13 protein-coding genes are annotated in these 14,316 nt (G+C 47.6%); 12 read left to right on the top strand and 1 reads right to left on the bottom strand.

Annotated features, from left to right (window positions below; all coding sequences use genetic code 11):
• Positions 1 to 1,062 precede the first annotated feature (1,062 nt).
• The 5 genes from QP860_RS08980 (at position 1,063) to truA (ending at position 6,499) form a co-directional block, all read left to right on the top strand.
• Positions 1,063 to 3,006 (top strand): acyltransferase family protein, encoded by a 1,944-nt coding sequence (locus tag QP860_RS08980; protein ID WP_284912594.1) that lies wholly within the window; start codon positions 1,063 to 1,065, stop codon positions 3,004 to 3,006.
• A 185-nt stretch (positions 3,007 to 3,191) separates the two neighbouring features.
• The gene (locus tag QP860_RS08975) at positions 3,192 to 4,034 is read left to right on the top strand and encodes an energy-coupling factor ABC transporter ATP-binding protein (RefSeq protein ID WP_284912593.1); all 843 of its coding nucleotides are present in this window, start codon (positions 3,192 to 3,194) and stop codon (positions 4,032 to 4,034) included.
• Positions 4,010 to 4,888, top strand: a complete 879-nt coding sequence (locus QP860_RS08970; RefSeq protein ID WP_284912592.1) for an energy-coupling factor ABC transporter ATP-binding protein — start codon at positions 4,010 to 4,012, stop codon at positions 4,886 to 4,888. The genes QP860_RS08975 and QP860_RS08970 overlap by 25 nt, the downstream gene beginning before the upstream one ends.
• Positions 4,878 to 5,672 carry an energy-coupling factor transporter transmembrane component T family protein gene (locus QP860_RS08965; protein ID WP_284912591.1) on the top strand — a complete coding sequence of 265 codons (795 nt, stop codon included), beginning with the start codon at positions 4,878 to 4,880 and terminating at the stop codon, positions 5,670 to 5,672. Before QP860_RS08970 ends, QP860_RS08965 begins: the two co-directional genes overlap by 11 nt.
• Positions 5,673 to 5,683: 11 nt before the next feature.
• Positions 5,684 to 6,499: a tRNA pseudouridine(38-40) synthase TruA gene (gene truA / locus QP860_RS08960; RefSeq protein ID WP_070618575.1), complete on the top strand. Its 816-nt coding sequence runs from the start codon at positions 5,684 to 5,686 to the stop codon at positions 6,497 to 6,499.
• Between the two features lie 274 nt (positions 6,500 to 6,773).
• Here truA and QP860_RS08955 read toward each other — a convergent pair whose 3' ends face one another.
• The gene (locus QP860_RS08955) at positions 6,774 to 8,126 is read right to left on the bottom strand and encodes an FAD-dependent oxidoreductase (protein ID WP_070618578.1); all 1,353 of its coding nucleotides are present in this window, start codon (positions 8,124 to 8,126) and stop codon (positions 6,774 to 6,776) included.
• A gap of 396 nt (positions 8,127 to 8,522) precedes the next feature.
• On the opposite strand from QP860_RS08955, the gene QP860_RS08950 reads away from it, so the two are divergent.
• From QP860_RS08950 to QP860_RS08920, 7 genes are all read left to right on the top strand, one after another.
• The gene (locus tag QP860_RS08950) at positions 8,523 to 9,626 is read left to right on the top strand and encodes an alcohol dehydrogenase catalytic domain-containing protein (RefSeq protein WP_070618581.1); all 1,104 of its coding nucleotides are present in this window, start codon (positions 8,523 to 8,525) and stop codon (positions 9,624 to 9,626) included.
• An 11-nt stretch (positions 9,627 to 9,637) separates the two neighbouring features.
• On the top strand, positions 9,638 to 10,465 hold the full coding sequence (fghA, locus tag QP860_RS08945) for an S-formylglutathione hydrolase (protein WP_284912590.1): 828 nt from the start codon (positions 9,638 to 9,640) through the stop codon (positions 10,463 to 10,465).
• Positions 10,466 to 10,955: 490 nt separating this feature from the next.
• On the top strand, positions 10,956 to 11,399 hold the full coding sequence (rplM, locus tag QP860_RS08940) for a 50S ribosomal protein L13 (RefSeq protein ID WP_070618587.1): 444 nt from the start codon (positions 10,956 to 10,958) through the stop codon (positions 11,397 to 11,399).
• Between the two features lie 14 nt (positions 11,400 to 11,413).
• Positions 11,414 to 11,806 (top strand): 30S ribosomal protein S9, encoded by a 393-nt coding sequence (gene rpsI, locus QP860_RS08935; protein WP_070618589.1) that lies wholly within the window; start codon positions 11,414 to 11,416, stop codon positions 11,804 to 11,806.
• A 647-nt stretch (positions 11,807 to 12,453) separates the two neighbouring features.
• Positions 12,454 to 13,377 (top strand): diacylglycerol/lipid kinase family protein, encoded by a 924-nt coding sequence (locus tag QP860_RS08930; RefSeq protein ID WP_284912595.1) that lies wholly within the window; start codon positions 12,454 to 12,456, stop codon positions 13,375 to 13,377.
• A 168-nt stretch (positions 13,378 to 13,545) separates the two neighbouring features.
• On the top strand, positions 13,546 to 13,743 hold the full coding sequence (locus tag QP860_RS08925) for a helix-turn-helix transcriptional regulator (protein WP_070616388.1): 198 nt from the start codon (positions 13,546 to 13,548) through the stop codon (positions 13,741 to 13,743).
• Entirely contained in the window at positions 13,744 to 14,244 is a 501-nt protein-coding gene (locus QP860_RS08920; protein WP_284911006.1) for a DUF3278 domain-containing protein, read from the top strand.
• Positions 14,245 to 14,316: the final 72 nt, after the last annotated feature.

Raw genomic sequence — 14,316 nt, 5'->3', positions numbered from 1 at the left:
AAATAGACCTCTGGAGCCAAAAGCCAGAGAAGACTGAAAGTCTTCGGCGGATTTTGGTGAAGAGGAGCTATTTCTGCCAGCCCGAACCCGACTATATAAGGGTGTGAGAGGATGCGGGAGAAAGGGACCTCTGGAGTAAAAGGACAGAGAAGGCTGCAAGCCTTCGACGTCCTTTTGCGAAGAGGAGCCCTTTCTGCATCCTCGAACCCAACTATAGGGTGTGAAGGAGCCACTTCTGCGTGACCGAACCCGACTAGGAAGGGTGAGAGCAGTTGCGGTCAGACTTGAATGACTGGAGCCCAATCGGAAAAGAGCGGCTTTAGCCGATCGTTCCGATTAGGTGAAGCCACTTCAAGTCTGCAACTGCGAACCCGACTAGATAGGGTGTGAGCAAGAGCGTTTAGCTTTGGATGCTTGGAGTAAGTCGGAATAAGGGCAAGCATCGCTTGCAGGTTTCCGACTTGCGAAAGCACTCAAAAGCTGCTCTTGCGAACCTGACTAGACAGGGTGTGAGACTTAGCGCTTAGGCTTGGATGATTGGAGCAAGTAAGGATAAGAGCGAAGAATTCGCTCGTTCCTTACTTGTGACATCACTCCAAGCCTGCCAAGTCGAACTCGACTAGACAGGGTGTGAAGGCTAGCGGGAGTACAAGAGCAACTAGTTCTTGTCTATACTCTCTCCCAAGCCACAATTAAGCATGAGGAGTGTGGCTTAATCAATGTGGAGCCACAATTAAGGCTTAGCAGTGGGTGTTAATTCTTGTCAACCCACAATCAATTACTGCGAATGTGGGTGACTAAGTTCTAAGCCACAATTGAGAAGGGCTAATGTGGCTTAATGGGGAGGAGGCCACAGTTAAGTCCCCTAAGTGTAGCTTGCAGTGTCTTAGTCCGATTTGGATGGGAAGTCGATACGCCTGCCGCTTTTTTAAGCGAACTTGAATGTGTAATAAGTCTAGATGGTCGCTTATTTATAAAATTAAGGAAAATAATCTGGGATTTTGAAGACAGTCAGGCGCTTTAGTGCTATTATTGGATTATTATCGATGAGGAGGGGCAACTTTGTCCAAACGTAAATATTTTAGACCCTTTGATAGCCTACGCTTTCTGTCGATGCTGGCTATTATTTTCTATCATTATACAAAACACCTCCTACCAGGGGGCTTTTTAGCTGTAGATATCTTCTTTATCCTCTCAGCTTTCTTAATTAGTGGACGGCTGGAGAGGGGATATCAGATGACGGGAGAATTCCCACACTTTTGGTCGACTTTTTTCAGGCGACTGGGGCGACTCTTCCGGCCCATGCTCTTCGTCCTGGTGGTGGGGACCTGCTATCTCTTGGTCTTCCGTTTTGACCTTTTGACCAACCTACCGCGTATGTTCTTCTCCAGCTTGGTCTTTGTCAATAACTGGTCGCAGATCCTAGCAGGGGGCTCGTATTTTGCGGATTTCGCCCACCCCTCGATCTTTACCCATCTCTGGTACTTGAGCATGTATGCCCAGTTCCTCTTCTTATGGCCGGCCCTGGTTCGTTTGATCAGGCCCTATTTAAAGTCTGCTAAAGGGGCTTCCTGCTTCTACCTCATCCTAGCTGTTCTGAGTGCCATACTGATGGCGGTACTTTTTGATCCAGGCAAGGACCCGAGTCGCGTCTACTATGGGACGGATACCCGGCTCTTCAGCTTTGCACTAGGGGCCGCAGCTGGAACAATGATGCAGACGGACAAATTCCGTCAGATCATCAAGAAGGGGGCCACTTGGTTGACTTCGCTCTTGACCTTGGGAATCGGGGGCCTCATTTTCTTCATGATGCGCTATTTAACGGATTCATGGAGTCTGACCTATTACGGGGGGATGTTTGTTTTTGACCTCTTAGTGCTTGCTTTTATGGTTCTCTTAACCCTGCCAGGCAACTTAATCGCCAAGCTCTTACGCTTCCGTCCCCTATCTTGGTTGGGGCAGATGACTTATGGGATGTATCTCTTCTACTATCCTGTCTTCATTATCTTCCGTTCAGCGCCCAAGTCGTCTAACTTCTTCGTCTCCTCGATTGCTTGGCAGCTGGCTCTTATTATATTCCTCGGGGCGCTGACCCATATTGTGGTGGTTCATCGGAAGGCCTACGTTCCCATCTTCAACCGGCCTAAGGGAGTCCCCCTCCAGTTAAAATCAGGTTTCAGAGCGGCCTTGTCTCCTCAGACCCCTCTGACTAGCCGGATCGCTTTCTGGGCCTATCTCGCGATGTTAGTGGGGACTGGGGTCGCGCTCGCCCTCGCACCGATTGAACATGAAACGGCCGACCAGATCCGCCAGGCCGAAGAGCAAAAGGCAGCGTTAAAGAAGCAAAACCAAGCCATCGCCCAGGGTAATGTGTCAGATCCGGCCAGCGAAGAAGAAATTAAAGCCTATATCGACCAATTACCAGCCGACCAACAGGGCTTCCTCTCCTCTCTTCCTAAAGAACAGGTGCAGATGGCCCATAACCTCCAGGCAACTTTTATCGGTGATTCCTTGCTCTTAGGAGCTTCTGAAGTGCTGTCGATTACTTATCCTAATTCCTATATCAGTGCGGAAGTGGGGAGGCAAGTCTATGCCATTGCGCCGGTGATTGAACAGCTTAAAGCCAACCAGGCCCTCTTTAATCCAGTGGTCATTAACTTGGGAGCCAATGGCGGCTTCTCTAGCCAGCAAATTGTTGATATGGTGGAACAGATCGGCAAGGATCGAATCATTTATTTGGTCAATACCCATGTTAACCGGCCTTGGCGCGACGAGGTGAATGCCAATCTCAAGACCGCCGCTGATCAATTAGGGGATAAGGTTCACTACCTGGATTGGAATGCTTACTTCAATAGTCAGGAGGCCGCACCGAGCTGGCTAGGCGACGATGGTGTCCACTTCAATGATGAAGGACGTAAGCAGTGGGTGGCCTTTGTGACCCGGGCTATCTATGAATCGGAGCACCAAGAACTTCCTGAAGACCAGGAAAAGAAGAGCCAAGATTGACCCTCGCTTCATAAGTTTATGATTGCAGTCTTAAGCATTTTAGCGTAAACTGTAAGTATCACCTTAATATGTGGCAGGGTTGACCATTCAGCCTTTAGAGGCGGTTTGGCAACTCAACTGATTAAACAAAGAATAATGGACTCTGCCGGACTTGCGGTAGGGTCCTTTTAATTAAGGAGGCAGCTATGGAAGATACGATCGTTCGTGTCGAGGACTTAATCTTTGCCTATCAAGAAGACCAAGAGAGGCCCACCATCCAGGGGGTATCCTTTGAGATTAAACGAGGGGACTGGTTAGCCGTTATTGGCCATAATGGATCGGGGAAATCGACCCTGGCTAAGCTCATCGATGGGCTCTTGGAGGCCCAATCCGGCCATATTTATGTGGACGGTCAAGAACTTTCCGAAGAGACAGTGTGGGAGATCCGCCAAAAGATTGGTTTTGTTTTCCAGAATCCGGATAATCAGTTTGTTGGGGCGACAGTAGAAGACGATGTGGCCTTTGCTTTGGAGAATGCGGGCATTCCTAGAAGCGAAATGGTTGAACGGGTCAATCGGGCCTTAGACCAGGTCAATATGAGTCAGTACAAGGACCGGGAGCCTTCTAGCCTATCTGGCGGACAGAAGCAGCGAGTGGCCATTGCGGGCGTCCTCGCCTTACAACCAGAAGTTATTATCTTGGATGAAGCGACGGCCATGCTAGACCCAGAAGGCCGGCATGAGGTCGTCTCTTTGATGCAGGACATTAAGGAGAGCCAGGAGATGACGGTCCTATCCATTACTCACGACCTCAATGAAGCTGCTATGGCAGACCAAATCTTTGTCGTGAACCAGGGGCAAATTGTCAAAAAGGGCCGCCCAGAAGAAATCTTTAAGGAGGGCCAGGCCCTGGTAGAGATGGGTTTGGACGTTCCCTTTGCAGAACAATTAAAGGAGGCCCTCCAGGCACGGGGACTTGACATGCCAGAAGCTTATTTAACGGAAGAAGGGTTGGTGGACTATCTATGCAAATTGAATTCGACCAGGTAGGCTTTGCTTATGGTGCAGGAACAGCCTTTGAGATGCAGGCCCTGCACGATGTGACCTTAACTATCCCAGATAAGAGCTTTACAGCCTTGGTGGGCCATACAGGTTCTGGTAAATCGACAGTGATTCAACACCTCAATGCCTTGCTCCTTCCCAGCTCTGGGGAGGTTCGTTTGGGCAATTTTGTTCTGAACTCAGAAAGCAAGGGCAAAGGCTTGAAGGACTTGCGAGCAAAAGTCGGCATGGTCTTTCAATTTCCGGAATCCCAACTCTTTGAAGAAACCCTTTTAGCCGATGTTATGTTCGGGCCTAAGAACTATGGTGCCAGCGAAGAAGAGGCACGGGAACGAGCCTTGGAAGCCTTAGATTTGGTAGGCATAGCTCCTGAGCTCCATGACCGGTCCCCCTTTGAATTATCAGGCGGTCAGATGCGCCGGGTGGCTATTGCCGGGATCCTCGCCATGCAACCGGAAGTGCTTGTCTTGGATGAGCCGACTGCTGGTCTGGACCCTAAAGGCCAAAAAGAAATGCTGGAAATGTTCTACCAGCTCTACCAGGACAAGGGCTTGACAGTGGTTTTGGTCTCCCACCATATGAATGACGTGGCCAAGTATGCCAACCATGTCATTGTCATGGAGGCTGGCACTTGTATCCGCTCAGGCCGTCCTGAAGAAATCTTTCAGGATCCTGACTGGCTCCACCAGCACCAGTTGGACTTGCCAGATAGCCTGCACTTTGCCCGGACTTATGAAGCTCAAACGGGCAGGCCCTTAAGCGGGACAGCTCTGACAGTGGACCACTTAGCCGATGCTATCCTGGCAGATTTAGGAAGGGGGTTAGACTCCAATGAAGGATAAATTTATCCTAGGACGTTACCTACCGGGGGATTCCTTCATCCACTACTTAGACCCACGTGCTAAGTTGATTGCTATGGTTCTTCTCCTAATCTTTATTTTCTTTGCCAATAATGTCTGGTCCTATGCTCTCTTATTTACCTTTGTCATGTTTATGGTGGCTTTGACGAACATTTCCCTGTCAGTCTTTATCAAGGGCTTGCGGCCCATGGTAGTCTTGATTCTCTTTACGGTGATCTTGCAGCTCTTCTTCACCCGGACCGGGGAGGTTATCTGGCAGTGGGGCTTCCTAGTGTTGACAAAGGACGGCTTGATGAATGCGGCCTTTATCTTCTTGCGCTTCGTCCTGATTATCTTTATTTCGACCTTGCTCACCCTGACCACCCAACCCTTAGCCATAACCGATGCCCTTGAAAGTTTATTTTCACCTTTCCGTAAGGTCTTACCTGTCCACGAAATGGCGCTTATGCTCTCTATTGCTCTGCGCTTCGTTCCGACTTTAATTGATGAGACGGATAAAATTATGAACGCTCAGCGTGCACGGGGCGTAGACTTCAATGAAGGCAATATCTTCGAACGGGTGAAAGCCTTTATTCCAATCTTAATCCCGCTCTTTGTCAATGCTTTTAACCGGGCCTATGACCTGGCCACGGCTATGGAGGCACGGGGATATCGCGGGGCAGAAGGGCGGACCAAGTACCGGGAATTGACCTGGCAGGGCCGAGATACGCTATCGCTTGTCGTGGTAGGTCTGGTCTGCCTAGGACTTCTTTTACTCAAAGATTAAGGAGGGATTTTTTGCAACGTTACAAGCTGACTTTGGCCTATGATGGCAGTCCCTATGTTGGCTTTCAAGTGCAACCCAATGGACCTAGTATCCAGGGGGAACTGCAGCGGGCTTTAAAACTGATGACCAAGGGCCAGACGATTAATGTCCATGGCTCTGGACGGACAGATTCTGGGGTCCATGCTTATGGTCAGGTGGTCCACTTCGATTACCCGGCGCCGATAGCTGAAGAGGCGCTCCTGCGTGCCCTGAACAGTATCTGTGACGATAGTATCTGTATCCAGAAGGTTGAAGCGGTGGAAGACACTTTCCACGCTCGCTACCACACCTCGGGCAAGCGCTACATCTACCGGGTGGAAGGGGGGCCTTTCATGTCCCCTTTCAAGCGCCACTATGCCCTCCACCATCCCTATCAAACGGATCTTGACCGTATGGCCCAGGCTCTTAGTTATATTAAGGGGCAGCATGATTTTGAAAGCTTTTGTTCGACCCATACCGATAAGACGAATTTTGTGCGGACCATTTACCGGGCAGAAGTACACCCGGGAGCAGCCCCCTCTAGCTATTACTTCCTCTTCGAGGGGGATGGTTTCTTGTACAATATGGTCCGTATTTTGGTGGGCACCCTGCTCCAAATTGGTGACGGGCTCAAGCCGATTGAGGAGATGCCCCGTTTGCTTGAAGTTCGAGACCGCAATGAAGCAGGACCCACTGCAGCCGCTCATGGCCTCTACTTGGATGAAGTTTTCTATTTATCAGCAGAAGACCGGGCTCAAAAGACTGCCCAGTGGTTGAACTTTAAGAAGGAAGCAGATTTTGATGCATAGGAAGAGGAGGCGTTTGTTCTGTTAGTTGTTATTTTTCTTGGCATTGTGGTGTCGCTCTTATTGGTAGGATCGTCCTTTTATTTATACAAACGGTCGCGCAATAAGTGGTACTTGCTCTTTATTGGCATTGGCCTCTTCTTTTGGGTCTTTGCGACGGCCATGCTCTTTATGACGATCTCTGCTTAGTATCATGTTTTATGGGCCTAAATCAGCTATTGAAGGCAAAAAAATTCCCAGTCACAGATGGACTGGGAATTTTTTCTTATCCTGTGAATTATTCAGCTAACTTAGCTTCTTGGTCTAGGGCCGCTTGGGCTAGGATGTTGAGATAGTGCCATGGGCGGTCAAAGTGAGGTTGGAAGAGGAAGTCGACATAGGCTAAATCCTCAATGGTCATATGGTTTTGGATGGCCAAGGAGAGGGTGTTGGCAGATTGGGTAATGTCATACTTGGACATTAATTGGCCCCCAACGATCCGACCAGTGCCTACTTCGTAAACAAGTTTCATATGAACGACTTCATTAGTTGGCATGAATTCGGGACGATAAAAGTCTTTGACATAGACAGAACGAGTGTCTAGGCCGAATGATTCAGCAGAGCCGTCGTTAACCCCTGTCGAGCCAATGTTCCAGCCGAAGAGTTTCAGACCAGAAGTGGATTGGGTACCACGGTATTTAACGCGGTCTTCTTTAATATTTTTACCAACTAGGTTCCCCATACGAACGGCATTGGTAGCCAATGGAATGTAGGCATGGCCATCATTAGGGTTGTAGTTCACGGCGCAAGAGTCGCCACAAGCGTAAATATCTGGGTCAGAGGTATGCATGAAGTCATCGACGATTAAAGCACCGTTATCGAAGGTCTTGAGGTCGCCGAAGAGTTCATTGTTAGGTTTGAAACCGACACAGAGGATAGCCATGTCGCATTCATACTCGCCCTTGTTGGTCCGAACAGCTTTGACAGCCCCATTCTCATCTCCAACAAAGCCATCCGCAAATTCAGACATGTGCATTTCAACCCCATGTTCTTGGATGGTTTCTTCTAAGATATCGGTCATTTCGCTATCGAGATACTTGCTCAGTGGGTGAGGCATGCCGTCGATCAGGACAACTTCCTTGCCAGTTTCAGCGAAGGCTTCAACAAGTTCAATCCCGATATAGCCCCCACCAACAACAGCTATCCGTTTCTTATCGTTCTTCTTAGCAATAATTTCTTGGGCATGGTTAAAGTTCTTGCAGAGAAGAACATTGTCAAGATCCAAGCCATCAATTGGAGGAATAATTGGCCAAGAACCTGAAGAAAGCACTAACTTGTCATAGCTATCTTCAAAGACTTCGCCTGTTTTCAAGTCTTTGACTTGGACTTTCTTGTTGGCTTGATCGAGTTCTAAGACATCGTGTTCCATCTTCACATTGGCGCCGAGTTCAGCTAAGGCATCGGGGCTAGAGTAGAAGAGGCCGTCAACATCCTTAACGACACCACCAACATAGAGGGCGATCCCGCATGAGAGGAAGGAGACATTATCGTTCCGTTCATAAATCGTAACATCGATGTCCTCGTTCTCGTTTAACATGGTTGTTACTGCAGCAGTTCCGGCATGGGTACAGCCAATTACAATTACTTTCATCTGGCATTCTCCTTTATATTAAAGTTAAATCTATTACTAACTCTTTCACAATCTTATTATACACGTTGACAGCGATTTCACAAACTAATAACACTTAATCTAAAAACAATAATTGTTCTATTAATAAAATTGTCATTAACTTTAAACAAGATCAATAAGCTTTCGATATAATGATGAAAGCGCAGTCAATCAGGGAGTGATGTATTTTGATAAGGTCTTTTTCTAATAATAAACTAATTGTTTCTGGGCAGTTTATAAACAATAAATGTTCTTTTTGCGAGAGGCAAGTGAAGGGATAATGAAAGGGCTTTTAATTGTAGTTTGGGCGGCTTTATGTCATGATAGAATCAGTAATAGTGGTGCAAATTAGCAAGCGATAACAGAAAGAGGGATAGCATGAAAAGTAAAGCAGCAGTGGCTTTTGGGCCTAATGATTTAAGAATGGTTGAAGTAGATGTTGAGGATCCGCATCCAGGTGAGGTAATGGTTAAGATTGCCTACACTTCGGTTTGTCATACGGATATTTATAGCTTATCAGGTGATGACCCATCGGCTATTTTCCCTTGTATCTTGGGGCATGAGGCTGCGGGTGAAGTGGTAAAAGTTGGGGATGGCGTTGAGAGTGTTGAAGTGGGCGACCATGTGATCCCTCTCTGGAAGCCAGAATGTGGGAAATGTGACTATTGTCAGAAAGGCTTGAACTTCTGCTCAGCCATTAGTGAAACCCAAGGCCAAGGCGTGATGCCCGATGGAAGGCCGCGCTTCTCTTATGAGGGTAAGCCCATCTATCATTTCATGGGGACCTCCACTTTCAGTGAATATACCGTCCTGCCTGAGATTGCCTTGACCAAGATTGATCCCGAAGTGCCCATGGATGAAGTCTGTCTCTTGGGCTGTGGGGTAACAACCGGGATTGGGGCTGTCCGCAATGATGCTGCCGTTTATGAGAAGGCAAGTGCGGCTGTCTTTGGTATCGGGACGCTGGGTCTAGCTGCCATCCAAGAACTCAAGCGATCACAAGCCGAACGTATTATTGCAGTCGATATCGATTCTAACAAAGAAGAAGTAGCCCGCGACTTCGGGGCGACGGACTTCATTAATTCGAGCGAATTGGACCGCCCTGTCCAGGAAGAAATTATCGAATTGACCGATGGCGGGGTTGACTTCAGCTTTGTTTGTGTGGGCAATACCGACGTGATGAATGCTGGTCTAGAAGCCACGCACAAGGGCTGGGGAGAAAGTGTTATTATGGGCGTAGCTGCCGGCAATGACAAGATCTCAACCCGTCCCTTCCAATTGATTACCGGTCGGACTTGGCTAGGAACTTCCTTTGGTGGCGTCACCGGACGTACGGGACTCAGCGAATTAGTGGAAGAATACTCTGAGGGTGGCATTGACCTCAAGCCCTTCATCAGCCACCGCATTGCCTTTGACGATATTGAACAAGCCATCGAATGGCAAGAGAACGGTGAATCCCTGCGAGATATTCTGACTTTCTAGGAGGTTTAACCATGGAATTAATTGAAAGTAAGAAAATTTTTGGCGGAGACCAGGTCCGCTACAAGCATGTGTCCAAGGTCCTTGGCTGTGAGATGGTCTTTAGCCTCTTTCTGCCAAAAGAATCCCAAGACCGTCCAGTGCCCCTGGTCTGGTTCTTGTCGGGGCTGACCTGTGATGACCAGAACTTCTCCACCAAGTCGGGCTTCCAGCGCTATGCAGCAGACTTGGGATTAGCAGTCTTAATTCCCGATACCTCCCCACGCGGATCAGAAGCCGCCGATGATGAGGCCTATGACCTAGGCCAAGGCGCAGGTTTCTATCTCAATGCCAGCCAGGAACCTTGGGCTAGCCACTATCAGATGTATGATTATCTATTGGAAGAGCTCGCTGAGCTCGTTGAAGACTGCCTCCCCCATGGTTCTAGCCAACAAGCCATCATGGGGCATTCCATGGGCGGTTACGGCGCTTTGGTGATGGGAGTGAAAAATCCCCATCGCTTCCAGAGCATCTCGGCCTTTGCACCCATTTCAAATCCGACTCAGGTCCCCTGGGGTCGCAAGGCCTTCACTGCCTATCTCGGACCTGACGAAAGTACTTGGGCTGAGTGGGATCCTGTCCACTTGGTTAAGGAAGCTAAAGATGAAATTCCTATCTTCATTAGCCAAGGCACAGCAGACGAATTTTACCCTGAGCAATTGGACGAAAGTGCCTTCCTAGAAGCAGCAGAAGTCGCTAACTATCCGGTCCGCTATCAAAAGGAAGAAGGCTATGACCATTCCTATTACACCATTTCGACCTTTATCGGAGACCATTTGAAATTCCATGCTGACCACCTATAGGGTGTGAGCAAAGGCGGTTAGAAAAGGATGACTGGAGGTAAAAGGGATAAGAACGGCTTTAGCCGGTCGTTCCCTTTTACCGAAGTCACTCCTTTTCTGCCTTTTCGAGCCTAACTGGAGGGTGTGGGCAATAGCGTTTAAAGTTGACGAAAAAAAGAAACTGGGCCTTGTTTCCAGTTTCTTTTCGTTTATGGTGCATTATTTTGCAGACGACTTCTTATCTTTCTTGCGGAAAAGATGGGAGAGAACTAGGCCGGTAAGGGTCAGGATTGGGATGCCTTCGACGAGGAAGGCTAGAGCATTGCTTTTTTTCATGGGGCACCTCCTTACTGATATTATAACAAGATTTCCAAATAAAATTAAGCTTAGGGATTGACTTCTATTGGCGGATAAGGTATGATATTAAACGGTATTGTTTGCCCCACGATTGCCCCGGAAATCAATTGTGAATTGCAACAATCAGTCAAGAAAAACGGAGGAAAAGTAGATAATGCGTACAACATATATGGCAAAAGCTAACGAAGTTGAACGCCAATGGGTTATCTTAGACGCAACAGATATTCCATTAGGTCGTCTTTCAACAGTTGCAGCATCCATGCTGCGCGGTAAAAACAAAGCAACTTTCACCCCTAACGTAGACACTGGTGACCAAGTCATTATCATCAATGCTGAAAAAGTTAAATTAACTGGTAAAAAAGCATCTGATAAGAAATACTACCACCACTCAGGTTACCCAGGTGGTATCTACGAAACAACTGCAGGGACTTTACGTGAGGAAAAACCTGAACGTTTAATTGAATTATCAGTTAAAGGCATGCTTCCTAAGAACAAATTAGGTCGTCAACAATTCACACACTTACATGTGTATGCTGGCGCGGAACATCCACACCAAGCACAACAACCTGAAACTGTAGACATCAAGGACTTAATTTAAGGAGGGAACAGCTAGTGGCACAAGCACAATATCAAGCAACTGGACGTCGTAAGAACTCATCTGCCCGTGTACGCTTAGTACCTGGTAATGGGAAGATCGTCTTCAATGGCAAAGAAATGGAAGACTACCTTCCATACGCATCACTATTCGTTATCGTTAAACAACCTTTAGCAGTTACTCAAACTGAAGGTCAATATGATGTATACATCAACGTTAACGGCGGCGGTTACGCTGGTCAATCAGGTGCAGCTCGTCACGGTATCGCCCGTGCCTTACTGCAAGTTGATCCAGACTTCCGTAAACCATTAAAAGACGCTGGCTTGCTCACACGTGACCCACGTATGAAAGAACGTAAGAAACCAGGTCTTAAGAAAGCTCGTAAAGCGCCTCAATTCTCAAAACGTTAAGAATTGGCGACCAAGAACTTTTCCAGCACTTGCCCATGGCAGGTGCTTTTTTGTGCTTGCTTTAGCTTATAAATTTGATAAAATAGGACAAAAGGTTGGATGAATTTTTTTGTATAAAATTGTATTGGTGAGCATCCGTTCCGCTGGTGAGCATCCGTTCCGCTTTTGAATTTGGTCCTTAAATTTTAGAGGGTCAAGAACGGCTAAAGCCGTTTTGTACTATATCCGTAAGTCGCTAGCGCTCCAACGGCTCGAGCAGCATCGGCTCGAGCAGCTTCAGCTCTTGGAGCGAAGCGACTTAGAGATGAAGTTCAAGGCTGCGCGAGCAGCGTTGCTACCTTCTTCTCACCTAGCAAGTCTCAAACGGCTCGTAAGGCTTGCGCCAACGATCCGTAATTCGCTTTGCTTGCTTGTTCATGGCTAAGGACCAACTTCAAAGCTCCACTACTGCTCAAAATAGCTAATGTAGCAATTGCTTTTTTAAAATTATTGACTGCTAATATATAAAATAATGTTTATAGTGATGGTAGTTATAATTCAATAGCAAAATGTGATGAACGCATTCACCATTTAACTTAAAAAGAACTGTGTTTAGATTGCTCTAGGTAAATCTAGAGAAGTAAAGGAGTTAATGGCTTGTGGAATGCATGCATATTATCTGTAACCCGAAATCGGGGATGGGGAGAGGGAGGAGACGCTTAAACGAAGTCACTAGCTATTTAGAGAGCTGGGGGGTGGACTATCAGATTTATTTGACCCAGTATCCTGGTCATATGAGAGAGCTCTTAACCGCTTGTTTGGGCCAATTTAAAGAAGAGGATAGCTTAATCCTGGTTGGTGGGGATGGAAGTCTACATGAATTGGTGAATCTTTTGGCCGACCGGGGCCTCGACCTGCCTCTTGCCTTTGTTTCAGCCGGGACGGGCAATGATTTTAGCCGCTACTACCAGGCAGGCAAAGAGACCATCGAAGACTTGCTCGCCCCCATGTTTAAAGGCCAGGTTCGCCGGCTTAGAATTGGTCGTATCGATCCCAGCCTAGGCAAGGCTGGGGGCGTCTTTGTCAATAGCCTGGGCTTTGGTTTCGATGGCCAGGTCATCCATGAAAGTGAAGGATTCAAAGCCAAGGGAGGAATCTGGCAAGTCCCCTGGGCAAACCGGGTCCGCTATTTGGTGAGCCTCTTTCAGTCCTTGCGTCGCGTTCCTAATTTTGCCCTCGATGTAAGACTAAGCGGTCACAGCCAACATTTTTCTGATGTTAGCTTGGTAGCGGTTATGTTGAATCCTTACTTTGGTGGGGGTATCCAGCTTGATCCCCGGGTAGCAGAGCTAGAGGACGACCTGGCCCTTGTAGTGGTCCATGACCTGGATTGGCGGGCGATTCCGGGCTTACTCTACCAGATTCTATGGCGTAAGGGCCAGGGTGATTCCAAGCACCTCGCCTTCTACAGGGGGCCGCGCTGTGAATTAAACTTGACCCCTGCCATTCCAGGCCAGGTAGACGGGGAAGCAATTTTCTCAGCTGCTAGGTCTGTTGGATGTCGACTTGACCAACAAGCTTTTTATCTTTAACCCCGATTTATCGATATATTCGTTTATAGCGAAAGGAAAGCTTAGCTTAAGCTAGCTGGTCCTTTCGCCTTTCTTATTTTAAATATGTCACTTATATTTGACACTTCTTCGACTTTAAGTTAAACTGGGAGTGTGTCATATATAGATGACAGTAAGGGAGGAGAGGCCATGAACCATGTGCGCTTTTACCGCCAAAAGATAGGTATTTCGCAGGCGGAACTCGCTCGGCGGGTGGAGGTGGCTCGGCAGACCATCAATTTAATTGAGAATGATAAGTATAATCCGTCGCTCGACCTGTGCCTGCGCTTAGCTCATGCTTTGGGAACTGATCTAAACCAATTGTTTTGGAATGGGGAGGAAACTTAAATGAAAAAACGTATTATCCAACACTACCTTGGCTTTGTCGGCCACCGTGATGAATACCAAGAACAGAAACTGAATGAAGTTTTAGCTTTTGCTGGAATTGTGACCCAGTATGCCATTGCCATCTTGATGTTAATCAGCTTGATTTGGGATATCCATCAGGGTCAGGTCAGCTTGGGGACCATCTTTCTCTTTCTGATCATGATGGGAAATTCCCTCTACATCCTAGCTAAAACCCGCAAGTACCGGCTAACCGATACGGAATTTTATGATGCCAAAGATTATAAAAAAGCCGTTCGTCAACTCCGCCAGCAAATGTTCCGCGCTGGCCTCTTGTGGACCCTGGGCATGATCTTTTGGATGGAAGTGGTCTTTCCTTATTTGGACGGGCGGCCAATCGAATGGCACTGGGCTAAGGCCCTGATTTATGTCATAGGAGGTCTAGTCTTTGCCACCACGGCCTACCTCATTAGCAAGTCAAAACTCCGCTTAGTCAAGCGCTAAGCCTCAAATAAGAGAAGATGAAAAAGCAGCCTAGGCGCCAAATAAATAGCGTCTAGACTGCTTTTGCTTTTT

The organism is Aerococcus sp. UMB1112A, from assembly GCF_030230715.1.
GTDB lineage: Bacteria > Bacillota > Bacilli > Lactobacillales > Aerococcaceae > Aerococcus.
Note: the sequence above shows the minus strand (reverse complement) of the source record. Positions and strands in the feature narration are given on the sequence as shown.